We start from the raw sequence: 22,581 nt of genomic DNA on the forward strand, positions 1-22,581 counted from the left end.
GTCAGGTGTCTGGCAGGCGGCGAGTTTAACAGTTTGATCAACCCTTGCGCATACCGCCCCTCGCCAGCAGGCCCTATGGGGTCAAAGGGCTTGCAAGTGTTCGCCCAATTTACCGTTATCTGCCAATGCCAGGAACTCATCCCCCAGCCGCTGGCTCTCGCTCATCGCGGTTTGCCAATATTTGTTGCGGCTCGGGTCGTCGCCCATAAAGCGCTTGAAGTCACTGCGGTCTGGCAGTTTGCCGTGGGGCAGGCGGGCCAGGTAGTCCCTGGATGGCGCCAGCAACAATACATCCTGCAAGCCTTGCGGGTTGCTGCGTCGCCACGGCAGGCCCTTGTCAAACCAGCCGGGGATGACTCGGTCGGTGAAGTGCGGGTACAGCACGATGTCATCGCCGTGATAGGGCAGGTCGAGGTGGTAGTCCAGCAGGCCGCCGTCGCGGTAGGTGCCGGCCCCGGCGCCGGGCAGGTCGCGCACGCCTTGCATGACCATGGGGATTGAGCCGGATGCCAGTAGCGCCTGGCGCAGGTTGCCCAGTTCCAGGTCGATGAAGCGCGAGGCAAAGTCCTTGAGCGGATGTACCGGCGGCGCCTGGCGCGGGTCGTGGATGATCAGCCGCTCGAAATGCCGCGACAGCCGGGCGCGGCCCCGCAGGTTATCGGCAATTACCGACGACAAGCCCAGCCCCAGCCGCCCACGGTGGTCATCGGCAAGCAGCCCGTGGCTCTTGACCACCATGATGTTCAGCCGGTAGTCGGGGTTGTCCAGCACCCGCGCATCACGGCCGGCCAGCAGGTCATCGAGCATCCGTTGGCAGCTCTGACTGACTTCGGCCATGGTCACGCCCTTGGCAAAGCGCTGCTCGTTATACAAGCGGCCCAGGTCCAGCAAGCCTTGCACCGGGTCGGGCAGGCAGGCGCTGGCAAACCGCCACGAACCAATGGAGGCGCCGATCAGCGAGCGTTCCCTTGGTGCGCGCGGCAACCAGTCACCGAACAGCGCCAAGTCCAGCCCTTGGATACCCAGGGCCTTGGGGCCACCGGCCGCACCGGGGAGGATACCCACGTCGGCAGGCGCAAGTCCCTGTTCGCGAATGTGGCTGAACGCACGTTTGCCTGCCTTGAGGGTCAAGGCAGGGAACTTGATATGGATGGCAGTCATACCGGTCTCTGTTGAGGCAAGCGGAGCATTATAGAAAATCTCGCTGGCAGTGGGGAAAACGGTCCGCTTGGAAATTGCCATGGTGGCAATTCAGTTTCAGTTAAGTTGCGACAGGTACCGTGACCGGCGTAGGAAAACATCATGTAACGGAGACTTATCATGAAGCGCCTCACTGTTCTGGGCGCCGCCGCTATCATCATCGTTACGGCGACCCAGGCCGCCGCGGCGGACCCTGACAAGCCACTGATCGTGCCCGCCACTGTTACTATTGTCGCTTTCGATCAATTGGAAGCCACGGCCCTGGCCCTTCACCCCGGTTCGACGCTACTGGACACCGACCTGGATGAGGAATACGGCAAGTACGTCTACGAAGTGGAGCTGCAAGATGCCGACGGCATTGAATGGGACGTTGAATTGAACGCGCTCACCGGGCAGGTTCTCAAGAATCATCAGGATACGTAATGAAGGTAAATTTACGCGTCGGCAGTCGAGTGGCGCTGGTGCTCATGATTTTTTGCTCCAGCCTGGCGGCCCGCGACCTCAACCAGGATGAAGCCCTGGCCCTGCGCCAGCAGGGCGTGATTCTGCCGCTGGAACAGCTGCTGCACCAAGCCATGGCGCGTTATCCCGGCTCGCGGCTGCTGGAGGCCGAGCTGGAAAAGAAACACGGGCAATACGCCTATGAAGTGGAATTGGTGACTACCGAAGGCGTGGTACGCGAGATCAAGCTGGACGCGACCAATGGTGTGTTGATCAAAGATGAGGAAGACTGATGCGCCTGCTTCTGGTGGAAGACAACGTGCCCCTGGCCGACGAACTGCTGGCCGGCCTGCAGCGCCAGGGCTATGCGGTCGACTGGCTGGCCGATGGCCGCGACGCCGTGTATCAAGGGCGCAGCGAGCCGTATGACCTGATCATCCTCGACCTTGGCCTGCCTGGCTTGCCCGGGCTTGAGGTGCTGGCGCAATGGCGCGCCGCCGCGCTGGCCATCCCGGTACTGATCCTCACCGCCCGCGATTCCTGGGCCGAGCGTATCGAAGGGCTCAAGGCCGGAGCCGATGATTACCTGAGCAAACCCTTTCACCCCGAAGAACTGTACTTGCGCATCCAGGCGCTGTTACGCCGCTCCCACGGCCAAGCCAACCAGCCAACGCTGCAAGCCGCCGGCCTGCATCTGGATGAAGGTCGCCAGTGTGTACTGCGCGATGGCGCCGAGATCCAACTGACGGCCGCTGAGTTTCGCTTGCTGCGCTATTTCATGCTGCACCCCGAACAGATTCTGTCCAAAAGCCATCTGGCCGAGCATTTATATGACGGCGAGACCGAGCGTGACTCCAATGTACTGGAGGTCCATGTCAACCATCTGCGCCGCAAACTGGGGCGCAGTGTGATCGAAACCCGGCGCGGCCAGGGCTACCGGTTTGGCGCCACCCCGGCATGAAGTCGATCCAGCGGCGCCTGAGCCTGGGGTTGATCAGCGTGATGGTGATCGTCGGCGTGGTACTGGCGCAGACCAGCCTCTTGCTGTTCGAAGCAGGCTTGCAGCGCTACCTGGAGGCGGGCTTGCGCAACGACAGCGAGAACCTGCTGGTGGCGCTGGTGCGCGGGCCCAACGGCGTCCAGTTGGATGAACAGCGCCTGTCGCCGGCTTATCAGCGGCCGTTCTCCGGGCATTATTTTCGTATCGACTTTGCCGATGTCCATTGGCGCTCCCGTTCACTGTGGGATCAGGAGCTGCCCAGGCTCCCGGAGGCGGGGCTCAAGGGCAACCTGCAATTGGGCCCGGAAGGTCAGCAGTTGTTGGTGTTGCGCTCGGACTACAAGCGCTTTGGCAAGTTGATTTCCATCAGCGTGGCGCAGGACTACACACCCGTGCGGGAAAGCTTTCGCCTGATGCGTCAGGTGGGCCTGGTGGTGGGGGTGGTGGCGCTGCTGCTGGTGCTGGTGCTGCAGCGGGTCACCGTGCGTCGCGCCTTGCGCCCGCTGGAGACGGCGCGCAACCAGATCGCCCAACTGCAGCAAGGCCAGCGCTCCCAACTCGACACTCAGGTGCCGCAGGAACTGGAACCGCTGGTAGCGCAAATCAACCATTTGCTGGCCCACACTGAAGACAGCCTCAAGCGCTCACGCAATGCCCTCGGCAACCTGGGCCATGCGCTGAAAACCCCTATGGCGGTGCTGTTGAGCGCAGCCTCCAGTGATGCGCTCAAGGATCATCCGCAGTTGAGCCAGTTGTTGCGCGAGCAGCTGGAACAGGTGCAGCAGCGCCTCAATCGCGAGCTTAACCGTGCCCGCCTGGCGGGCGATGCGCTGCCGGGTGCACTGTTTGACTGTGAAAAAGAACTACCCGGTTTGTTGGCCACCCTGCGCATGATCCATGGTGAGCACTTGGACCTCGCCTATCATGTCGCGCCGGGTCTGCATTTGCCCTGGGACCGTGAAGACCTGTTGGAACTGCTGGGCAATCTGTTGGACAACGCCTGCAAGTGGGCGGATGCCGAGGTGCGCTTGAGCGTCAGCGAGACGCCCCGGGGCTACGTGTTAGCGGTGGAGGACGACGGTCCGGGCATTCCTCAGGCCCAGCGCGACCAGGTATTCAGTCGCGGCGCACGCCTGGATGAGCAGAGGGTCGGCCATGGCCTGGGATTGGGGATCGTGCGGGACATCGTTGAGGTGTGGGGCGGGGTGTTGCAGTTGCAGGAAAGTGAGCTGGGTGGGCTCAAGGTATTGATCGAGCTACCACGCCGCTAGCACTGACCCACCCCAGTTCAAAAATGTGGGAGCTGGCTTGCCTGCGATAGCATCGACTCGGTTTGCCTGAAATACCGAGGTGTTGCATCGCGGGCAAGCCCGGCTCCCACAGAAAAGCCTTGCTGCATTCAGACCCGAAACTGATCCATCAACCCCTGCTGCTGGTTGGCCAGGCTGTTCAACGCCTGGCTGACCCGCGCCGACTCATTGGCCTGTTCCGACAGCGACTCGGTCACGTCGCGAATGGTCGCCACGTTGTTGTTGATCTCTTCGGCCACCGCGCTTTGCTCTTCGGCGGCGCTGGCGATTTGCAGGTTCATGTCGCTGATCACCGTGACGGCGTCGCCAATCTGGCGCAAGGCCGTGACGGCCTGGCCGACTTGTTCGACGCTGCCTTGGGCCTGGCGATAGCTGTTGCCCATGGAGCTGACCACGTCGGTAGTACCGTTTTGCAATTGTTCGATCACCAGGCGGGTTTCTTCCACCGACTCCTGGGTGCGTCGTGCCAGGTTGCGCACTTCGTCGGCGACCACCGCAAAACCTCGCCCGGCCTCGCCGGCACGGGCGGCTTCGATAGCGGCGTTAAGCGCCAACAGGTTGGTCTGCTCGGCGATGCCACGAATCACTTCGAGCACCGAGCCGATCTTCTCGCTGTTAGCGGCCAAGCCTTCCACCTGGGTCATGGCGGTGCTCATATCGGCGGCCAGGTCACCAATGTTGGCGGTGGTGCGGTCTATGACGGTCAAGCCTTCGCGCGTCGCCTGGTCGGCATCCTTCGCAGCTTGGGCCGCCTGAGCGGCACTGCGGGCGACGTCCTGGGCGGTGGCACTCATTTCATGGGACGCGGTGGCCACCTGATCCACCTGGCGATACTGCTGTTCCATGCCGGCACTGGTCTGCGTAGCAATCTCGGCGGACTGGTCGGCGGTGCCGCGGGCGTCCTGCACCGAGCGCTTTACCTCGGCAATGATCGGTTGCAGCTTGTCGAGGAAACGGTTGAACCAGCCAGCCAATTGGCCCAGTTCGTCCTGTTTGCTGTAAGCCAGGCGCCGGGTCAGGTCGCCTTCGCCGCTGGCGATGTCTTCGAGCATATGCGCCACGCCAAGGATCGGCCGAGTCACACTGCGCGCCATCAACCACACCAGCACCAAGCCAACCACAGCGGCCAGCAGGCCCAGGCCCAGTTCCAGCAGGGTGCCCTTGGCATTGTCAGCGTCCAGCTGGGTTTTCAGCGCCTCGGCGGGGGCTACCAGAACTTTTCCCGGTACATCCAGCAATACGCCCCACGACTTGCCCCCTGGGATCGGCGCAAACGGCGCCAGCACCTTGAGTTGCTGGTCGGTGCGCAGGCTGTGGGTCTGGGTGCTGTTGGCCAAGGCACTGACCAACTGCGCACCGCTGGCGGTGTCGACCTGCTCCAGGCGCTGGCTGAGTTTGCTGGCATCCGGGCTGTAGCCGGCCAGCAAGCCGGTGGGGCTGAGGATGCTGACTTGGGTCTGGCCGTCGTACAGCTTCTGGCTGGCCTGTTGGCTCACGGCCTGCAAGCTGTTGAGGTTGATGTCCACCGACAGTGACGCAATGACTTTGCCATTGACCATCAGCGGGAACACGATGCTGGTCATCAGCACGTTCTGGCCGTCGATCACATAGAAATAGGGTTCGATCACACACGGCTTGAGGGTCGTGCGCGGGCAGGTGAACCAGGCGTTGGCTTTTTCACCGCTTGGGCTAATGGAGGTGTCGGTCATGTCGCTTTCAGGCAGCGCCATTGAGGTGATCTTGCCCGGCGTTGGTTGCGACCAATACAGGGCGAACCGGCCTTTGTCATTACTGCCCAGTTCCGCCTGGTTGGCGAATAGCTCGTCTTTGCCATCCAGCGCATTGGCTTCGAATACCAGGGACAAACCCAGCAGGTCGGGGTTGGCCTGTAAGGCGGCCTTGACCTGGCGGGTCAGGTCTTCACGGGTGTCGAAGGCATCGAGAAAGCGTTTCTCCGCCTGTTCGCGCAAAAACAGTACCTGGCGGGAAAACCCATGGCCGTATTGGTAGGCATCCATGAACTGCTGGCGAATGCCCAGCGCCTGCACTTCACCTTGGGCCTCAATGCGCGCCTGGGCGGCTTCGTCGAGCATCTTCATGCTGGACGCCTTGACCTGCTCCGAGCTCTGCGCCATGCGATACAGCGACAGACCCACCAGCAGGGTCACGATCCCAAGCAGGCACAGGCCCGCCAGCAGGGTGATTTTCCATTGAATGGAGAGCTGCCTGAGCGACATCGGGACATCCTTACCTGAAAGCACATGGAAACAGCTTATCGGCCGGCGCCCGTGGTTCTTTATTCAAACGCCCCATTTAAACCTCAAAGCGGCGTCGTTTTTTGACATGAGCGCCTGCCTGCTGCAAAGTGCGCGCCCTCTAATAAGACCTCTTTCAAGCCTGCACGCCGGCAGCTGTTCCCATGGGCCGTGCGCGGGCATGCCTGTCTTTTATGTTTTTGCTTGAGGTAACCATGATTAACGCAGTCATCGCCGCGGTCGGCACCATGCTGGTGCTCAGCCTGTCCCGCGTGCATGTGGTCATCGCCATCATCGTTGGTGCCCTGGTGGGCGGCTTGACCGGTGGCCTGGGGATCGACGCCACGCTCAAAGCCTTCAACGGCGGTCTGGGCGGTGGTGCAACCGTCGCCTTGTCTTACGCACTGCTGGGCGCTTTCGCGGTGGCCATTGCCAAGTCCGGCCTGGCCCATGCGCTGGCAGACAAAGCCTTGCTGCTGGTGGACCGTCAGGAAGCCAGCGGCGGCAGCCACGTCAAATGGCTGTTGATCGGCCTGTTGTGGGTGGTGGCGATTGCCTCGCAGAACATCCTGCCGATCCATATTGCGTTCATTCCGTTGCTGGTACCGCCGCTCTTGTACGTGCTGACCAAGCTGCAACTGGACCGCCGCCTGATTGCCTGCGTGATGACCTTCGGCCTGATCACGCCGTACATGTTCCTGCCGGTGGGCTTCGGCAATATCTTCCTCAACCAGATCCTGTTGGCCAACGTGGCCAAGAGCGGCGTGGATATCAGCCAGGTCAACGTCACCCATGCCATGGGCCTGCCGGCACTGGGCATGGTGGTCGGCCTGCTGGTGGCGGTGTTTGTCAGCTACCGCAAAAAGCGCGTGTACGACCTGGAAAAAATCGAGCGCGTCGAGCAAGTGGCGGTGCAGTACAACCCGCTGACCCTGCTGGTGGCAGGCCTGGCGATTGCCGCGGCGTTCATCATTCAGCTGTGGCTGGACTCGATGATTATCGGCGCCCTGGCCGGGTTTTTGATCTTCTCGGTGTCGGGCATCGTGCGCTGGAGCGACACCGATGACCTGTTCACCGAAGGCATGAAGATGATGGCGATGATCGGCTTCATCATGATCGCCTCGTCAGGCTTTGCCGAAGTGCTCAAGGCCACCGGTGACGTACGCTCACTGGTGGAAGCCTCGGCGGCGTTTATCGGCCATAGCCGCGGGGTAGGGGCGTTGCTGATGTTGTTGGTGGGGCTGTTGGTCACCATGGGCATCGGCTCGTCGTTTTCCACGGTGCCGATCCTTGCCGCGATTTTCGTGCCGCTGTGCGTACAACTGGGCTTCAGCCCGTTGGCCATCGTGTGCATCGTCGGCACCGCCGGTGCATTGGGCGATGCCGGCTCGCCCGCCTCGGACTCCACCCTCGGCCCCACCTCCGGCCTGAATATCGACGGTCAGCACCACCATATCTGGGACACCGTGGTGCCGACTTTCCTGCACTACAACATCCCGTTGCTGGCGTTTGGCTGGCTGGCTGCAATGACGCTCTGACGCAAGCACTGCACACCTCCACTGTGGCGAGTGAGCAAGCTCCCTCGCCACACAAGCTCGCTCCTACAGAAATCACTTACTTGGCCGTTAACCTCTCAAGTCGCCACTAACAAGAGAGAAAAGCCATGCGTCTGAGTTTGAAGGCCAAAGTCCTGGCCCTTGCCGTTGTGCCGGTGTTGCTGTTTGCCGTGGTCATCAGCCTCACCACCGTGTGGATTCTGCAGGGCCAGGCCCGCAACGAAGTGGATGAAACCCGCCAGCGCCTGCTCGACGACGCCAAGGCCACTTTGCAAGGTTATGTCGAAGTGGCCATGACCACCATCAAGCCGCTCTACGACGCAGCTGCTCCCGGCGAGAGCACGGCGCGGGCGCAGGTGGTCAAGTTGCTGTCCAACACCCGCTACGGCAAAGACGGTTATTTCTTCGGCTACGACTCCGAAACCATCCGCCTGTTCAAGGGCAACAGCCCGGACGGCGTAGGCAAAAGCTTCAAGGACAACCGTGACCCCAACGGTGTCTACGTCAATCGCGACCTGGTCAAGGTCGGCAAGGACGGCACCCACTACTTGCAATACAGCTCGACCCAACCCGGCCAGACCGAACTGGTACCCAAGCTCGGCTACACCGAATACCTGCCCAAATGGGACATGGTTATCGGCACCTCTGTGAACCTGGACGGTATCGAGGCCCAGGTGGCGGTGGTCCAGGACAAGGTCGAGCAGCGTATGCAAGGCGTGCTGCTGAGCATCCTTGGCGTGGCTGTGGTGGTGTTGCTGGTGATTGCGGCGGTGGGCATGTTAGTCGCCAATACCATCCTGCGCCCGCTGAGCCTGATGAAAGCCAACCTCGACGACATCGCTGCCGGTGAAGGCGACCTGACCCGCCGCCTGGCCATCACCAGCCAGGATGAACTGGGCGACCTGGCCGGCGCGTTCAACCGATTTGTCGATAAAATCCACGGCCTGGTGCGCCAGATCACCGAAATGACCGCCCAGCTCACCGGGCTGGTGAGCCAGGTGTCCGACCAGGCCCAGCGCTCCGAGCAGGCCATGGAACGCCAGCGTCACGAGACCGACCAGGTGGCCACCGCGATCAACCAGATGTCGTCCGCGGCCCATGAAGTGGCGCGCAGTGCCCAGGGCGCTGCGGTCGCCGCGCAACAGACCGACGCCGAGGGCCAGGCCGCCAAACGCGTGGTGGACGGCAGCATCGCGCAGATTCACGCGCTGGTGAACGATATCCGCAGCAGCGGTGTGTCCCTGGACAGCCTGCAGCAGGATGTGTCGTCGATTGTCAGTGTGCTCGGTGTGATTCGCTCGATTGCCGAACAAACCAACCTGCTGGCGCTCAATGCGGCCATCGAGGCTGCGCGGGCCGGGGAGGCCGGCCGTGGGTTTGCCGTGGTCGCCGATGAAGTGCGCGCCCTGGCCAGCCGTACGCAAAGCAGCACCCAGGAAATCCAGGGCATGATCGATCGCCTGCAAAAGGGCACCGAAGCCGCCGTTGACGCGATGCGCCGCTCCAGCGATGCGGGCGAAGGCACCTCGGCCCAAGCCAACGAAGCCGGGGCGTCCCTCGATACCATGGCCCAGCTGATCGGTACCATTAACTCGATGAACGCGCAGATCGCCAGCGCCGCCGAAGAGCAGACTGCTGTGGCCGAAGAGATCAACCGCAGCGTGCATCAGATTGCTGTGGCGGTGGACAGCGTAGCGGATGAAACCCAGCTCGGCGCCCAGACCTCGCGCAGCCTCGCGGACCTGGGCCAGCGGTTGGGGCAGTTGGTCGGTCAATTCAGGATCTGAGGTTCTACAAATCGCGCATCAGTAGGCCAAAACGCAGGTCCATCTCGACCGGCAAGGGCACATACACCGTGTGCCCATCTCCCGGCGCCACCTCAATGGCTTGCCCCTTGGCGTTGTGCAAGGTGGCCAAGTCAAAGTGAAAGTTGCCGGCGGGCGTCATCAATTCCAGGTGATCGCCCGCGGCAAAGCGATTCTTTACCTTGACCTCGGCCAACTCCCCGCGACGTTCGCCGGTCAATTCCCCAACAAACTGCTGGCGCTCGGACACCGAGCTGCCGTTCTGGTAGTTCTGGTATTCGTCGTGCACATGCCGACGCAGGAAACCTTCGGTGTAGCCGCGCTGGGCCAGGGACTCCAGATTGGTCATCAAGCCGCGATCAAATGCGCGCCCGGCCACCGCGTCGTCGATCGCCTGGCGATACACCTGGGTGGTGCGTGCGCAATAGAAATGGGATTTGGTGCGGCCCTCGATCTTCAATGAGTGCACGCCCATCTGCGCCAGGCGCTCCACGTGCTGCACGGCGCGCAAGTCTTTGGCGTTCATGATGTACGTGCCATGTTCGTCTTCAAAGGCCGGCATTTGCTCATCGGGACGGTTGGCTTCCTGTAACAGGAATACCTGGTCGGTGGGTGTGCCGACCCCCAGCGTCGGCTGATGGTGCTGGACGATGTCGCCGGTCGCGTTCTCCACTGCCGGCGTGGCCTGGTATTTCCAGCGGCAGGCATTGGTGCAGGTGCCCTGGTTGGCGTCGCGCTTGTTCATGTAGCCCGACAGCAGGCAGCGCCCGGAATAGGCCATGCACAGGGCGCCATGTACGAACACCTCCAGTTCCATGGTCGGTACGTGCTGGCGGATCTCGCCGATTTCTTCCAGGGACAGTTCCCGCGACAGGATCACCCGGCCAATGCCTTGCTGCTGCCAGAATTGCACGCTGGCCCAGTTCACCGTGTTGGCTTGTACCGACAGATGAATCGGCATCTGCGCGAAATGCTGGCGCACCAGCATGATTAGCCCAGGGTCGGACATGATCAGCGCATCCGGGCCCATGGCGATCACCGGCGCCAGGTCCTTGAGGAAGGTCTTGAGCTTGGCGTTGTGTGGCGCAATGTTCACCACCACATAGAAACGCCTGCCTTGCGCATGGGCTTCCTGGATGCCGAGGGCGAGGTTGACGTGGTCGAATTCGTTGTTGCGCACGCGCAGGCTGTAGCGTGGCTGGCCGGCGTAAACCGCATCGGCACCGTAGGCGAAGGCGTAGCGCATGTTTTTCAGGGTGCCGGCGGGAGCGAGCAGTTCGGGGGCAATCATCGGGGGCATGGGCGTGGGTCGCAAAAAGGCGCGAGGGTAGTGCACGGGCGGTCACGGTTTATTGACCCAGGTCTAAACAAGCCGATCTATGCTTGTTCGATAAACAAGGGCACTCCCAGGTTTCGCCGCGGACTAAGCAACAGGGCTGACACCGGCCCGGCTTTCTCATATGGACCGGACATGAATCAAACCAACCTGCAATTCAAAACCCTGCTGCTATTGCTGGCGCTGGTGACCATCGCCTTTATCTGGATATTGCTGCCGTTCTATGGCGCGGTGTTCTGGGCGGTGATCCTCGGCATCATCTTCGCGCCGATGCAGCGCCGCCTGCAGCAGCGCTTCAGTTGGAACCGCAACCTGACCTCCCTGACCACCTTGATGGTGTGCCTGGTGATCGCGATTCTGCCCGTGATCATTACCAGTGCGTTGCTGGTTCAAGAGGGGGCCACGCTGTATAAAAACGTCGAAAGCGGCAAGCTCGACGTGGCCGGTTACATCGAGCAATTCAAGAACTTCCTGCCGCCGTACTTCCAGCAACTGCTCGATCGCTTTGGCATGGGCAACCTGGAAGGGCTGCGCGAAAAGGTGGTCAAGGGGGCGATGCAGGGCAGTCAGTTCTTCGCTTCCCAGGCGTTCAGCTTCGGCCAGGGCACCTTTGATTTCCTGGTGAGCTTTTTCATCATGCTGTACCTGCTGTTCTTCCTGCTGCGCGATGGCCCCGAGCTGGTGCGCAAGGTGCGCACGGCGGTGCCATTGGCCGAGCCGCAAAAGCGCCGCCTGCAACTCAAGTTCAACCGGGTGGTGCGGGCCACGGTCAAGGGCAACGTACTGGTGGCCGTGACCCAGGGTGCGCTGGGTGGTTTGATCTTCTGGTTCCTGGATATCCCCAGTGCGTTGCTCTGGGCGGTACTGATGGCGTTCCTGTCCTTGCTGCCGGCGGTGGGCGCAGGGATTGTCTGGGCGCCAGTGGCCGTTTATTTCCTGTTGAGCGGCGCCATCTGGCAGGGCGTGGTGCTGGGGCTTTTTGGCGTATTCGTGATTGGCCTGGTGGACAACGTGCTGCGTCCGGTCCTGGTGGGCAAAGATACCAAGATGCCGGACTACCTGATCCTGATCTCGACCCTGGGCGGCTTGTCGGTGTTTGGCCTCAACGGCTTCGTGATCGGGCCGCTGGTGGCGGCCTTGTTCATGTCGTGCTGGGCGTTGTTCGCCGAAACCAAGCCGCGGGTCAAGTTGCCCTTGCCTTAGGTCTCAGGCCTGGAGCCTGAAGTCGGCCGCCAGCCGGCGTTGTGTTTCGGCGTCAGACAACGAAGTGAGCGGGCCGCTGATAGGCTCGCCATCACGTACCACGTACCAGCAGGCAAGCAAGCCGAGCTTGCGCAGAGGGGTGGGAACGGCGCTACCGATGACAGACATGATTTGAACAGTGGGCATAAGGACCTCCAATCGCTATGGAGGTCACCTTAAGGGGTGTCGCTATCCAGGAAAAATCACCTGGCTCGATAGTCGACATCAACGCCAGGCGTTAATCCACCACCTGGTCGAGCATGTTCACCACTTCGTGTTCACTGAGCAGCCCCTTGCGCACCAGGTTTTCAGCCAACAGCGCCAGGAACTTCGCGCTGCGATGGCCTTCAAGGTGCTTGAGCTCGGTCAAGGCGCTGTAGACCTTGCTGGACGTGCAGAGGCCGGCGGTGCGGTGCGGATTCTGGGTGGGCATGTTCGTTCGTCCTTAATTGTTATTGGTGGACCGGGTCGATAGTGAGACTGTTTTATGACGCAACCATGACAGCGCACGCCTGGGCCGATCAAGAGGATATGCGACTCTTGTACTGTGGGATTGTCGTCATAGCGACATTGGCAGGATTAAACCGGACGTTCCAGGCAAAAAAAGGCCCCGCATGTGGGCGAGGCCTGTTCCACTCAAGTCAATTGAAACTTACCAACCGTGCCGGTAGTAGCCGTGGGGAGGGCCGTAGTAGCCGCGAGGCGGGCCATAATAGCCACGGGGACGCCCGTAGTAGACCGGCGCCGGGCGATAGTAAACCTGCTGCTGCACGTACACCGGTGGTGGCGGCGCGTAATAGACCGGCGGTGGGGCGGCATACACTGGCTGCGGTTGCACATACACCGGCTGTTGCACATAGACCTCACGAGGCTGGCTGGCAACCACGGAGCCGACGACTGCCGCGCCCACAAGTGAACCCAACACTGCCGGGCCACCCCAACCACCACCGTGGGCGGAGGCTTGGCCGGCCATCGCAAGTGCGCCGATAAGCAAGGCGATTCTGGGGATTTTACGCATCATGGTCATTCCTCGGTTAGCCCCTGCGCTTGTGGTCTGCAATCAATAGACCCAAGGATTGTCGCGGGGATACTTTTAAGACAACGTATTTCAAAAAAACAGCACGGCCAGTAGGTAAAGGTTGTGTAAGGTCTGTACCGATTTGCTTACTTAAAGGAGTTACCCATGCAGATGCATCCCAACAAGGACACCCAGCTGTGCATGTCGCTGTCGGCGCGCCCTGGGAACTTTGGCCTGCGTTTTCATAACCATCTGTATGAACAGCTGGGGCTGAATTTCTACTATAAAGCCTTCAGCAGCCAGGATTTAGCCGGCGCGATCGGTGGCATCCGAGCCTTGGGCGTGCGGGGTTGTGGGGTTTCCATGCCGTTCAAGGAGGCGGCCATCGCGCTGGTGGACGAACTCGACGATTCGGTTCAAGCCATTGACTCGCTGAACACCATCGTCAACACCAACGGTCATCTCAAGGCTTACAACACCGATTACATTGCTGTCGAGCAACTGCTGAAGAAGCACGCCGTGCCGAAAGATTCCACCTTCGCCCTGCGTGGCAGCGGCGGCATGGCCAAGGCGGTGGCCAGCGCCTTGCGTGATGGCGGTTATGCCAGCGGTGTGATCGTAGCGCGCAATGAGGTGGCGGGCCGGGCATTGGCCAGCAACCTGGGGTATGAGTGGCAGGCGGACCTGGGCGACCTGCGTCCACAAATGCTGATCAATGTGACGCCCATTGGTATGACAGGCGGGGCCGAGGCGGATGCATTGGCGTTCGATGCGGGTGCGATTGATCAGGCAGAGACTGTCTTTGATGTGGTGGCGATCCCGGCTGAAACGCCCCTGATCGTGCATGGGCGTGCCAAGGGCAAGCGGGTGATTACCGGGTTGGAAGTGATCGCGATCCAGGCGTTGGAGCAGTTTGTGCTTTATACAGGCGTGCGCCCAACGCAGGAGCAGTTCCAGGCGGCAGTGGCCTTCGCCCGAAGCTAAAGACTTACACAAATCCACTGTGGGGCTTGCTCGCGAATAAGGTGTGTCAGTCAATGGATTCTTAACTGATGCACCACTATCGCAGGCAAGCCAGCTCCCACATGTTTATCTGCGTTATGCCTGTTCCAACTGCGCCAGCCGTTCTTCCAGTGCGGCAATCCGCGCTTCCAGCTCTTCGATCCGTTCCACCGAAACAGCCCCCGCGCTACGCTCTACTGGATTGCCTCGCGCGGTCATGATCGCTTCAATATCCGCCGGATCCCCCAGCGCGTGGGTATACCGATCTTCCCGCTGGCCCGCCTGGCGCGGCACCAATACCGCCAACCCTCGGGCAATCAGGCGTTCCAGCTGGTGAACGACCTGCTCGGCATCTTCAAAGTCATGCATACGCCCGCTACGGGTCAGCAACTCGTTCACCGTCTGCGGCCCCCGCAGAAACAGCAACCCGGTCAAGATCACTTGGGCCGGCACCAGTTCCAACGCCTTGTCCACACGGTGTTCCCAGCGGTCTGCACGGCTACCCATCACCAGGCGGGTAAAGCCTTGGCCCTCCAGCGCGCGCAGGCTTTGGCCGACCTGGCCCTGGCTGAGGTTCATCACTGGCTCACGGCTGGTTTTCTGATTGCAGGCCAGCACCAGGGCGTTGAGCGTCAGGGGGTAGGTTTCGGGGTGGGTCGCCTGTTTTTCGATCAGGCAGCCGAGGATGCGGATTTCCGTGCTGTTCAGGCGCGGCTCAGGGGTGTCGGTGTCATGTTCGGCGGTCATCGCGCGTTCCCTATGCAGTGAAGGTCACCAGCGTAATCCTCAAAAAATAAAAGACAAGCGCCGGGCATGGCTATAATCGCCGCTGGTTCCAACCCTGCCATTATCGTGAGACTGACATGACTATTTCCCTGTACGCCGCTTCTATCCCAGTCTTCAAGCAAATGCTCAACGCATTGAGCGATGTGCTGAACAAAGCCGAAGCCCACGCTACTGCCAAGAACATCGAGCCCAATGCCCTGCTGCAAGCGCGCCTGTTCCCGGATATGTTCCCACTGGTGCGCCAGGTACAGATCGCCGTCGACTTCGCCAAAGGCGTGTCGGCACGCCTGGCCGAAATCGAAGTGCCCAAGTACGAAGACACTGAAGTCACCTTCGCCGACCTGCAAGCGTTGATCGCCAAGGTCCTGGCGTTTGTCGACACCATCAAGCCCGAGCAGATCGACGGCAAGGAAGGCATCGAGATCGTCACCCGCCCAGGCACCCCGAAAGAGAAGCGCTTCAGCGGCCAGTCCTACCTGCTGACCTACGGCCTGCCGCAGTTCTTCTTCCACGTCACCACCGCTTACGCTCTGCTGCGTCATAACGGTGTGGAAGTGGGCAAGCGCGATTACATGGGCGCGTTCTAAACCGGCAAGCATAAAAAAGCCCGGTGTCGTTCGTGATTGAACGGCACCGGGCTTTTTTTGCGAGGCGTTTAAGCTGCCTGTTCTTCCTTGCCCAGGCAGGCCGCCGCTGTAAACAACACATCGGTAGACGAATTCAGCGCCGTTTCCGCCGAATCCTGCAATACGCCGATGATGAAACCGACGGCCACCACCTGCATGGCGATTTCACTTGGAATGCCGAACAGGCTGCACGCCAGTGGAATCAGCAGCAGCGAGCCGCCCGCTACACCGGAGGCCCCACAGGCGCAAATGGCCGCGACCACGCTGAGCAGCACCGCGGTCGGCAGGTCCACGGCAATCCCGAGGGTGTGCACGGCCGCCAGGCTTAGCACGGTGATGGTGATTGCCGCACCGGCCATATTAATGGTGGCACCGAGCGGGATCGACACCGAATAGGTGTCTTCATGCAGGCCCAGGCGCTTGCTCAACGCCAGGTTGACCGGAATGTTGGCCGCCGAGCTGCGGGTGAAAAATGCAGTAATACCGCTTTCACGCAGGCACATCAGCACCAATGGGTACGGGTTGCGGCGCAGTTTCCAGAACACGATGGCGGGATTGATCACCAGCGCCACGAACACCATGCAGCCGATTAACACCACCAGCAGGTGCGCATAGCCGAGCAAGGCGCCGAAACCGGAGGTGGCCAGGGTCGAGGCCACCAGGCCGAAGATGCCCAGCGGGGCGAAGCGGATGACCACGCGTACGATCAGGGTCACGCCGTTGGACAGGTCGTCCAGCACCGTGCGGGTGGTTTCACCGGCATGGCGAATGGCAACGCCCATGCCGATGGCCCAGGCCAGGATACCGATGAAGTTGGCATTCATCAGTGCGCTGACCGGGTTATCCACCACACTGAGCAACAGGCTTTGCAGTACCTCGCCAATGCCGCCGGGAGCGCTCACCGTGGCGTCATGGGTGGCCAGTACCAGAGAGGAGGGGAACAACGTGCTGGCGACCACTGCGACCACGGCGGCGGAAAAGGTGCCGAGCAGGTACAGGAACAGGATCGGGCGGATATGGGTTTCCTGGCCATGCTTATGGTTGGCAATCGAGGCCATGACCAGCACAAACACCAGGATCGGCGCAACGGCCTTCAGCGCCGTGACAAACACCTTGCCGATAAAGCCCGTGGCGCGTGCGGCCTCGGGGAACAGCAAGGCCAGCACGATCCCGGCGATCAGGCCGATGACAATTTGTGTGACCAGGCTGACGCGCATTAAACGTTGCAACAGGGAAGGGGCAGCAGTCATAAAGAGTTGTCTCTAGTTTTTTTAGTAGGGCACAGCATTGCAGGCAGAAAGTACTGTAGGAAGCAGGCGCGAAGTCTAGCATGCTGTAGGACGCGTCTCGTTCGCTGCGGCATTCCGTCACCCGTTTACGTCGGATTTGGTCAAGTCCCGACATGTTCTGTTAAGATTCACCCCTCTCATCTTTCCTCTCTATCAGCGAGCCCTTCGGGCTGTCGTTGATGTCGCTGTTTCTGGAGTTTGCATGTTGTTCCCTATCTTGCTGCTGTCGGCAGCCGGTTTTACCGTGCTGACCACAGAATTCGTGATCGTCGGCTTGTTGCCCTCGATCGCCCGGGACCTGAATGTCAGTGTGTCCCAGGCCGGGCTGCTGGTGACGCTCTTCGCGTTTACCGTGGCGGCGTTCGGCCCCTTCCTGACCGCCTACTGCGCGCGGTTCCAGCGTAAGCGTCTGTTTATCAGCATCCTGATCATGTTTGCGGTGGCCAATACCGTGGCGGCATTGGCGCCCAATATTTGGATAATGTCCCTGGCTCGCTTGATTCCGGCGTTGGGCTTGCCGGTGTTTTGGGCCTTGGCCAGCGAAACGGCGGTGGACATTGTCGGCCCTGAATTCGCCGGGCGTGCCATTGAAAAAATCGGCTTCGGCATCGTCTGCGCCACCGTGTTCGGGATTCCGGTAGGCACGCTGATTGCCGATATGTTCGGTTGGCGCACCGCCTTTGCAGTGCTTGCGGTGATTGCCCTGGCCAAAGCGTTATTGCTGTACATCTACCTGCCGGTCACCCAGGCAAAGAACGAGCAAGTCACCTTGCGCTCGCAATTCAAGATCCTGCGCAGCCCGGTGATGCAGGGCCACATCCTGCTGTCGATTCTGGTCTTCAGCGGCATGTTCACCGCCTATACCTACCTGGCGGATATCCTTGAGCGCTTGGCAGGGTTCGACGGCACGCTGGTGGGGTGGTGCCTGATGGGCTTCGGCGCGGTCGGGCTGATCGGCAATTCACTCGGCGGGCGCGCGGTGGATCGTCACCCCTTGATTGCGTCCATAGTGTTCTGCGGGTTTATGATCGCGGGCATGGTGGCAGTGGTGCCGGCGATTCATTCCACCATTGGCCTGGCGGCAGCGATGGCGGTATGGGGCGTGACCCAGGCGGCGATGTTCCTGGTCAGCCATGTGCGATTGATGAAGGCGGCGCCCCACGCGCCGGCGTTTGCCGCCTCGCTGAATATCGCCGGGGCCAATCTCGGCATTGGCCTGGGTGCAATGGTGGGTGGGCATGTGATTGACACCCTGGGCCTGGGCAGCCTGGGCTTTGCCGCCTCAGGGTTCATCCTGGTGTCGATCCTGCTCGCACTGTGGCTGATGAGCGCCAAACCTCGCGCGGCCAGCGCCTGATCAAAGGGGCGCGCAGTTTTTTCAGGGCAGGGCGGTAAACAACTCGCGTCTTGCCCCTTCGGTAATCGCCACGATGCCGGGGTGCTTGACCTTGCGCTCCACCGAGATCGCATAGAACGACTCGGTCACCGCGTCGGTCTGGCCGATCAGCGCCACGCCGTATTGGCGCACCACCTCATCGGCAATCACGCTGGGGGCGATGAAAATTCCGCTGCCGGATTGCCCAAACGCTTGCATCAACGCACTGTCGTCGAATTCACCGATGATCCGCGGTTGAATCTGCTGCTCGGCAAACCAGCGCTGCAACCGGCTGCGCACTACGGTCTCTGCCCCCGGAATCAATAACGGCGCACCGTGCAAACACTGTGGGAAATCGCCGCCATGCTGGTCAGCCAACGCCTGGGTGGCGAAAAAACTGATGCCGCATTCCCCCAGTTTCTGGCTGTAGCCCTTGATATCCAGATGGCTCGGCATCGGGCTGTCGGAAATCACCAGGTCCAGGCGCTGGATCGCCAGGTCGGCGAGTAAACGTTCGAGTTTGTCTTCGCGGCAGGTGATGCGCAGCGGTTCGCTCAGCTCCATGGTGGGGGCGATCAGGCGGTAGACGATGGATTTTGGCACCACATCCGCCACGCCGACCCTGAACGGGATCTGTTGCTCATCGGGCTGGGCGCGCAGCATCGTCTCAAGTTCGTTGCCCGTCTGGAACATCTGCTCGGCGTAGGGCAGCGCCTGGCGCCCGGCTTCGGTCAGCTCAAGCTGGCGCCCCACCCGCTGAAACAGAGCAATGCCAAAGGTTTGCTCCAATAGGCTGATCTGCCCGCTGATGGTCTGGGGCGTGAGGTTCAGCTGTTCGCAGGCACGCACGATGCTCCCAGTCTTGGCCACCACCCAGAAGTAATGCAGTTGTCGATAATTGAGCATCGGGGTCTACACTTCGTAAAAAACGAAGTATACGCGAGAAAAATACGAATTTTCCTGAACTGTTCACCTGCATAGAATGCATCGCTATCGCGGGGCCACTATTTGGACCCAATGGTTCTAATGAGGAATACAGCATGAAACTCAATTCCCTGGGCGCGGCGTCGCTGCTTGCGCTTTCATTGGTGATGATCGGCGGTTGTGATCAGGTCGAGAAAAGCGCGCAGCAAGTGTTGGGCAAAGCCAGCGAATCGGCCAAGCAAGCGATCGATGACACCCAGAAGGCTGCCGAGCAGGCATTGAGTGAAGCGACCCAGGGCTTGATCAATCCGCAGAAGAAAGATGATCAGGAAGAAAAAGACGCTGAATCGAACACCCAAGAAACCTAATTTCCCAGCACTACCACGTCAGGACTGACCTATGGATTACCTTTTACAACTGGCCGCCAGCCCCACCGCCTGGGTCGCACTGGCTACCTTGATCGTCATGGAAATCGTGCTGGGCATCGATAACCTGATCTTTATCTCGATCCTCACCAACAAACTACCCGAGCAGCACCGGGCCAAGGCGCGGCGCATCGGTATCAGCATGGCGCTGGTATTGCGCCTGGGCCTGTTGAGCACCATCGCCTTCATCGTGCAGTTGACGGCGCCGGTGTTTGAAGTGTTCGGCCAGGCGTTCTCCTGGAAGGACATGATCCTGATCGCCGGTGGCCTGTTCCTGGTGTGGAAGGCAACCACCGAAATCCATCACAGCATGGACCCGGAGCCTGAAGAGAAAGCAACGGTTGGCAACACCGTGGCCATCGGCTTCGCGGCGGCCATCGGGCAGATCCTGTTGCTCGACCTGGTGTTCTCCATCGACAGCATCATCACGGCCGTGGGCATGACCGAGCACTTGCCGATCATGATCATTGCCGTAGTGACCTCGGTGATTGTGATGCTGGTGGCGGCCGAACCGTTGGCCAAGTTCATCAATGACAACCCGACCGTGGTGATGCTGGCCCTGGGCTTTTTGATCATGATCGGCATGACGCTGATCGCCGAAGGCTTCGGCGCCCACGTGCCAAAAGGCTACGTGTATGCGGCCATGGCGTTCTCGGCGGCTATCGAATGCCTGAACATCGCACGGCGTAATCGCCACAAGCGTTTGATCGCTGCCCGCGAGTAACCGCTGACCCAAAAGGCCGGCTGCGCTCACAAGAGCCCAGCCGGCCTTTTGCTGTCTGTTAGAATCGGCCCACTTGATAGCTTGAGGTCTTCCATGAACGAGCCGATTCGCCTTACCCAGTACAGCCACGGTGCGGGTTGCGGCTGCAAGATTTCGCCCCAGGTGTTGGAGGTGATCCTTGCCGGCAGTGGCGCACAGAACCTGGACCCCAACCTGTGGGTGGGCAACGCTTCACGCGATGATGCGGCGGTATACGCCATTGACGACGAGCGCGGCGTGGTCTCCACCACGGACTTTTTCATGCCGATAGTCGACGATCCCTTCGACTTCGGCCGCATCGCTGCCACCAATGCCATCAGCGACATTTATGCCATGGGCGGCGACCCCTTGATGGCCATCGCTATTCTTGGCTGGCCGGTCAACGTGCTGGCGCCGGAGATTGCCCGCGAAGTCATCCGCGGGGGCCGTTCGGTGTGCGACGCTGCCGGTATCCCGCTGGCGGGTGGGCATTCCATTGACGCCCCGGAGCCGATCTTTGGCCTGGCCGTTACCGGGATCGTGCAAAAGCGCCACATGAAGCGCAACGACACTGCCACTGCCGGCTGCAAGCTGTACCTGACCAAGCCTTTGGGCATCGGTATCCTCACCACCGCCGAAAAGAAGGGCAAGTTGCGCGAGGCCGACGTCGGCCTGGCCCGTGACTGGATGTGCACCCTCAACAAGCCTGGCAGCCGTTTCGGCAAGTTGGCCGGTGTCACTGCGATGACAGACGTTACCGGTTTCGGCCTGCTCGGCCACTTGGTGGAAATGGCTGACGGCAGTGGCCTGACGGCCCGCATCGAGTATGCAAAAGTCCCACGTCTGCCAGGGGTTGAGTACTACCTGGACCAGGGCTGCGTGCCGGGCGGCACCTTGCGCAACTTCGACAGCTACGCCAGCAAGCTCGGGCGCGTGCAGGAGTTGCACAAGCGCGTGCTGTGCGACCCACAGACCAGCGGTGGCCTGCTGATCGCCGTCACCCCCGAAGGCGATAGCGAGTTTCACGCGGTAGCCGCCGAACTGGGCCTGAACCTTGAGCCAATCGGCGAACTGCTTGAGCGACAGACCAACGCGGTAGAGGTGATTTGATGGCAACTGACATCACCGATTACCGCGACATCTTCCTTAATGACAGGCCGATGATGGATACCCGCGCGCCGGTCGAATTCGTCAAGGGCGCGTTCCCCGGCGTGGTCAACCTGCCGCTGATGACCGACGACGAGCGCCAGCGGGTGGGCACCTGTTACAAGCAGCAAGGCCAGCAAGCTGCAATCGTCCTGGGCCATGAGCTGGTCTCTGGATCGATCAAGGCCGAGCGCATCGAGCAATGGGCGCAGTTTGCCCAGGCTAATCCGGATGGCTACCTGTACTGCTTTCGTGGTGGGCTGCGTTCGCAGATCGTGCAGCAATGGTTGAAAACCGAAGCGGGCATCGAGTATCCGCGTGTCGGCGGTGGCTACAAGGCAATGCGTACGTTCCTGCTGGAGACCCTGGAACAGACGACCGCTGAATGCGATTTCGTGCTGCTTGGCGGTATGACCGGTACCGGCAAGACCGAGGTATTGGGTCAACTGCGCAACGCCCTGGACCTGGAGGGCCATGCCAACCATCGGGGTTCCAGCTTCGGCAAGCGTGCCACCGCGCAACCGTCCAATATCGACTTCGAGAACCGCCTGGCGGTGGACCTGTTGAAGAAACGCGCAGCGGGCATTGGCCAGTTCGTGGTCGAAGACGAGAGCCGCATGATCGGCAGCTGTGCGCTGCCACTGCCATTGCACAAGGGGATGCAGACGTTTGCGATGGTGTGGCTGGAAGACAGCGTTGAGGGCCGCGTCGAGCGCATCCTGAAGGATTACGTGGTCGACCTGTGCGCCGAGTTCATTGACGTGTTTGGTGAACGCGGCCAGCTATTATTTGCCGAGCGCCTGACCCAAAGCCTGGCCAATATTCACAAGCGTCTGGGCGGTGAACGTTTCCAGCGGCTGCAGGCGATTTTGCAGGACGCCCTGGCAGAACAGGCGCGCAGCGGTGCAGTGGACCTGCACCGCGTGTGGATCGAAGGCTTGTTGCGCGAGTATTACGACCCGATGTATGCGTTCCAGCGCGAGAGCAAAGGCGCTCGGATCGAGTTTGCCGGGGAGCAAGAGGCGGTGGTGGAATATTTGCGTGAACGAGCAGCTCGGGTGGGGTGATCTTTCGGACGCCATCGCAGGCAAGCCAGCTCCCAC

The 22,581-nt window shown here is 60.9% G+C and carries 23 protein-coding genes; 14 read left to right on the forward strand and 9 right to left on the reverse strand.

Annotation, left to right across the window (positions count from 1 at the left end):
* Positions 1–81 precede the first annotated feature (81 nt).
* The gene (locus tag E4O98_RS16515) at positions 82–1,161 is read right to left on the reverse strand and encodes a patatin-like phospholipase family protein (protein WP_248135732.1); all 1,080 of its coding nucleotides are present in this window, start codon (positions 1,159–1,161) and stop codon (positions 82–84) included.
* 159 nt (positions 1,162–1,320) lie between these two features.
* Here E4O98_RS16515 and E4O98_RS16520 point away from each other — a divergent pair, with 159 nt between their 5' ends.
* The 4 genes from E4O98_RS16520 to E4O98_RS16535 are packed head-to-tail and all read left to right on the forward strand — an operon-like array spanning position 1,321 to position 3,912.
* Positions 1,321–1,623, forward strand: a complete 303-nt coding sequence (locus E4O98_RS16520) for a PepSY domain-containing protein (protein ID WP_005786863.1) — start codon at positions 1,321–1,323, stop codon at positions 1,621–1,623.
* Positions 1,623–1,934, forward strand: a complete 312-nt coding sequence (locus E4O98_RS16525; protein WP_005786865.1) for a PepSY domain-containing protein — start codon at positions 1,623–1,625, stop codon at positions 1,932–1,934. The genes E4O98_RS16520 and E4O98_RS16525 overlap by 1 nt, the downstream gene beginning before the upstream one ends.
* Entirely contained in the window at positions 1,934–2,602 is a 669-nt protein-coding gene (locus E4O98_RS16530) for a response regulator transcription factor (protein WP_005786867.1), read from the forward strand. Before E4O98_RS16525 ends, E4O98_RS16530 begins: the two co-directional genes overlap by 1 nt.
* Complete coding sequence (locus E4O98_RS16535) at positions 2,599–3,912, forward strand: sensor histidine kinase (protein WP_032876820.1); 1,314 nt, start codon at positions 2,599–2,601, stop codon at positions 3,910–3,912. Before E4O98_RS16530 ends, E4O98_RS16535 begins: the two co-directional genes overlap by 4 nt.
* A 128-nt stretch (positions 3,913–4,040) precedes the next feature.
* Here E4O98_RS16535 and E4O98_RS16540 read toward each other — a convergent pair whose 3' ends face one another.
* Entirely contained in the window at positions 4,041–6,188 is a 2,148-nt protein-coding gene (locus E4O98_RS16540; protein WP_032876817.1) for a methyl-accepting chemotaxis protein, read from the reverse strand.
* A gap of 236 nt (positions 6,189–6,424) precedes the next feature.
* Here E4O98_RS16540 and E4O98_RS16545 point away from each other — a divergent pair, with 236 nt between their 5' ends.
* A complete protein-coding gene (locus tag E4O98_RS16545) occupies positions 6,425–7,744 on the forward strand; it encodes a Na+/H+ antiporter NhaC family protein (RefSeq protein ID WP_164366002.1) in 1,320 nt (439 codons plus the stop codon).
* A 125-nt stretch (positions 7,745–7,869) separates the two neighbouring features.
* Entirely contained in the window at positions 7,870–9,549 is a 1,680-nt protein-coding gene (locus tag E4O98_RS16550) for a methyl-accepting chemotaxis protein (RefSeq protein ID WP_248135733.1), read from the forward strand.
* A 4-nt stretch (positions 9,550–9,553) separates the two neighbouring features.
* On the opposite strand, the gene yegQ is transcribed toward E4O98_RS16550, so the two are convergent.
* The gene (yegQ, locus tag E4O98_RS16555; RefSeq protein WP_248135734.1) at positions 9,554–10,867 is read right to left on the reverse strand and encodes a tRNA 5-hydroxyuridine modification protein YegQ; all 1,314 of its coding nucleotides are present in this window, start codon (positions 10,865–10,867) and stop codon (positions 9,554–9,556) included.
* Between the two features lie 171 nt (positions 10,868–11,038).
* On the opposite strand from yegQ, the gene E4O98_RS16560 reads away from it, so the two are divergent.
* Complete coding sequence (locus tag E4O98_RS16560) at positions 11,039–12,106, forward strand: AI-2E family transporter (protein ID WP_005786879.1); 1,068 nt, start codon at positions 11,039–11,041, stop codon at positions 12,104–12,106.
* Between the two features lie 3 nt (positions 12,107–12,109).
* Here E4O98_RS16560 and E4O98_RS16565 read toward each other — a convergent pair whose 3' ends face one another.
* The 3 genes from E4O98_RS16565 to E4O98_RS16575 all read right to left on the reverse strand — a co-directional run bounded on the left by E4O98_RS16565 (position 12,110) and on the right by E4O98_RS16575 (position 13,172).
* Positions 12,110–12,292, reverse strand: coding sequence for a hypothetical protein (locus E4O98_RS16565; protein WP_005786881.1), 183 nt, complete (start codon positions 12,290–12,292; stop codon positions 12,110–12,112).
* 91 nt (positions 12,293–12,383) lie between these two features.
* A complete protein-coding gene (locus E4O98_RS16570; RefSeq protein ID WP_003190284.1) occupies positions 12,384–12,578 on the reverse strand; it encodes a hypothetical protein in 195 nt (64 codons plus the stop codon).
* A gap of 219 nt (positions 12,579–12,797) precedes the next feature.
* A complete protein-coding gene (locus E4O98_RS16575; protein ID WP_248135735.1) occupies positions 12,798–13,172 on the reverse strand; it encodes a hypothetical protein in 375 nt (124 codons plus the stop codon).
* Between the two features lie 156 nt (positions 13,173–13,328).
* Here E4O98_RS16575 and E4O98_RS16580 point away from each other — a divergent pair, with 156 nt between their 5' ends.
* Positions 13,329–14,147, forward strand: a complete 819-nt coding sequence (locus E4O98_RS16580; RefSeq protein ID WP_248089531.1) for a shikimate 5-dehydrogenase — start codon at positions 13,329–13,331, stop codon at positions 14,145–14,147.
* A gap of 114 nt (positions 14,148–14,261) precedes the next feature.
* On the opposite strand, the gene E4O98_RS16585 is transcribed toward E4O98_RS16580, so the two are convergent.
* Positions 14,262–14,912: a DUF480 domain-containing protein gene (locus E4O98_RS16585; protein ID WP_032876803.1), complete on the reverse strand. Its 651-nt coding sequence runs from the start codon at positions 14,910–14,912 to the stop codon at positions 14,262–14,264.
* A 116-nt stretch (positions 14,913–15,028) separates the two neighbouring features.
* On the opposite strand from E4O98_RS16585, the gene E4O98_RS16590 reads away from it, so the two are divergent.
* On the forward strand, positions 15,029–15,538 hold the full coding sequence (locus tag E4O98_RS16590; RefSeq protein ID WP_005786889.1) for a DUF1993 domain-containing protein: 510 nt from the start codon (positions 15,029–15,031) through the stop codon (positions 15,536–15,538).
* Between the two features lie 68 nt (positions 15,539–15,606).
* On the opposite strand, the gene sstT is transcribed toward E4O98_RS16590, so the two are convergent.
* Positions 15,607–16,827, reverse strand: a complete 1,221-nt coding sequence (gene sstT, locus E4O98_RS16595; protein ID WP_078820854.1) for a serine/threonine transporter SstT — start codon at positions 16,825–16,827, stop codon at positions 15,607–15,609.
* Between the two features lie 241 nt (positions 16,828–17,068).
* Here sstT and E4O98_RS16600 point away from each other — a divergent pair, with 241 nt between their 5' ends.
* Positions 17,069–18,223 (forward strand): MFS transporter, encoded by a 1,155-nt coding sequence (locus tag E4O98_RS16600; protein ID WP_032876796.1) that lies wholly within the window; start codon positions 17,069–17,071, stop codon positions 18,221–18,223.
* A 21-nt stretch (positions 18,224–18,244) separates the two neighbouring features.
* On the opposite strand, the gene nhaR is transcribed toward E4O98_RS16600, so the two are convergent.
* Positions 18,245–19,147, reverse strand: coding sequence for a transcriptional activator NhaR (nhaR, locus tag E4O98_RS16605; protein ID WP_032876794.1), 903 nt, complete (start codon positions 19,145–19,147; stop codon positions 18,245–18,247).
* A gap of 134 nt (positions 19,148–19,281) precedes the next feature.
* On the opposite strand from nhaR, the gene E4O98_RS16610 reads away from it, so the two are divergent.
* The 4 genes from E4O98_RS16610 (at position 19,282) to mnmH (ending at position 22,545) form a co-directional block, all read left to right on the forward strand.
* On the forward strand, positions 19,282–19,533 hold the full coding sequence (locus E4O98_RS16610) for a hypothetical protein (protein ID WP_005786899.1): 252 nt from the start codon (positions 19,282–19,284) through the stop codon (positions 19,531–19,533).
* Between the two features lie 31 nt (positions 19,534–19,564).
* Positions 19,565–20,314, forward strand: a complete 750-nt coding sequence (locus E4O98_RS16615) for a TerC family protein (RefSeq protein ID WP_248135736.1) — start codon at positions 19,565–19,567, stop codon at positions 20,312–20,314.
* A gap of 93 nt (positions 20,315–20,407) precedes the next feature.
* The gene (gene selD, locus E4O98_RS16620) at positions 20,408–21,442 is read left to right on the forward strand and encodes a selenide, water dikinase SelD (RefSeq protein ID WP_078820856.1); all 1,035 of its coding nucleotides are present in this window, start codon (positions 20,408–20,410) and stop codon (positions 21,440–21,442) included.
* Complete coding sequence (gene mnmH / locus E4O98_RS16625; RefSeq protein WP_223018810.1) at positions 21,442–22,545, forward strand: tRNA 2-selenouridine(34) synthase MnmH; 1,104 nt, start codon at positions 21,442–21,444, stop codon at positions 22,543–22,545. The genes selD and mnmH overlap by 1 nt, the downstream gene beginning before the upstream one ends.
* Positions 22,546–22,581: the final 36 nt, after the last annotated feature.

Origin of the sequence: Pseudomonas sp. W2Jun17 (genome assembly GCF_023127795.1) — a bacterium.
GTDB lineage: Bacteria > Pseudomonadota > Gammaproteobacteria > Pseudomonadales > Pseudomonadaceae > Aquipseudomonas > Aquipseudomonas synxantha_A.

Excerpts from the sequence above, each read along its gene's own strand:
- E4O98_RS16515 (WP_248135732.1), bottom strand. The coding sequence starts at position 1,161 with ATGACTGCCATCCATATCAAGTTCCCTGCCTTGACCCTCAAGGCAGGC.
- E4O98_RS16575 (WP_248135735.1), bottom strand. The coding sequence starts at position 13,172 with ATGACCATGATGCGTAAAATCCCCAGAATCGCCTTGCTTATCGGCGCA.
- mnmH (WP_223018810.1), top strand. The coding sequence starts at position 21,442 with ATGGCAACTGACATCACCGATTACCGCGACATCTTCCTTAATGACAGG.
- yegQ (WP_248135734.1), bottom strand. The coding sequence starts at position 10,867 with ATGCCCCCGATGATTGCCCCCGAACTGCTCGCTCCCGCCGGCACCCTG.
- E4O98_RS16600 (WP_032876796.1), top strand. The coding sequence starts at position 17,069 with ATGTTGTTCCCTATCTTGCTGCTGTCGGCAGCCGGTTTTACCGTGCTG.
- E4O98_RS16585 (WP_032876803.1), bottom strand. The coding sequence starts at position 14,912 with ATGACCGCCGAACATGACACCGACACCCCTGAGCCGCGCCTGAACAGC.
- nhaR (WP_032876794.1), bottom strand. The coding sequence starts at position 19,147 with ATGCTCAATTATCGACAACTGCATTACTTCTGGGTGGTGGCCAAGACT.
- E4O98_RS16520 (WP_005786863.1), top strand. The coding sequence starts at position 1,321 with ATGAAGCGCCTCACTGTTCTGGGCGCCGCCGCTATCATCATCGTTACG.
- E4O98_RS16580 (WP_248089531.1), top strand. The coding sequence starts at position 13,329 with ATGCAGATGCATCCCAACAAGGACACCCAGCTGTGCATGTCGCTGTCG.
- E4O98_RS16550 (WP_248135733.1), top strand. The coding sequence starts at position 7,870 with ATGCGTCTGAGTTTGAAGGCCAAAGTCCTGGCCCTTGCCGTTGTGCCG.
- E4O98_RS16610 (WP_005786899.1), top strand. The coding sequence starts at position 19,282 with ATGAAACTCAATTCCCTGGGCGCGGCGTCGCTGCTTGCGCTTTCATTG.
- E4O98_RS16590 (WP_005786889.1), top strand. The coding sequence starts at position 15,029 with ATGACTATTTCCCTGTACGCCGCTTCTATCCCAGTCTTCAAGCAAATG.
- E4O98_RS16615 (WP_248135736.1), top strand. The coding sequence starts at position 19,565 with ATGGATTACCTTTTACAACTGGCCGCCAGCCCCACCGCCTGGGTCGCA.
- E4O98_RS16530 (WP_005786867.1), top strand. The coding sequence starts at position 1,934 with ATGCGCCTGCTTCTGGTGGAAGACAACGTGCCCCTGGCCGACGAACTG.
- E4O98_RS16540 (WP_032876817.1), bottom strand. The coding sequence starts at position 6,188 with ATGTCGCTCAGGCAGCTCTCCATTCAATGGAAAATCACCCTGCTGGCG.
- sstT (WP_078820854.1), bottom strand. The coding sequence starts at position 16,827 with ATGACTGCTGCCCCTTCCCTGTTGCAACGTTTAATGCGCGTCAGCCTG.
- selD (WP_078820856.1), top strand. The coding sequence starts at position 20,408 with ATGAACGAGCCGATTCGCCTTACCCAGTACAGCCACGGTGCGGGTTGC.
- E4O98_RS16535 (WP_032876820.1), top strand. The coding sequence starts at position 2,599 with ATGAAGTCGATCCAGCGGCGCCTGAGCCTGGGGTTGATCAGCGTGATG.
- E4O98_RS16525 (WP_005786865.1), top strand. The coding sequence starts at position 1,623 with ATGAAGGTAAATTTACGCGTCGGCAGTCGAGTGGCGCTGGTGCTCATG.
- E4O98_RS16565 (WP_005786881.1), bottom strand. The coding sequence starts at position 12,292 with ATGCCCACTGTTCAAATCATGTCTGTCATCGGTAGCGCCGTTCCCACC.
- E4O98_RS16560 (WP_005786879.1), top strand. The coding sequence starts at position 11,039 with ATGAATCAAACCAACCTGCAATTCAAAACCCTGCTGCTATTGCTGGCG.
- E4O98_RS16570 (WP_003190284.1), bottom strand. The coding sequence starts at position 12,578 with ATGCCCACCCAGAATCCGCACCGCACCGCCGGCCTCTGCACGTCCAGC.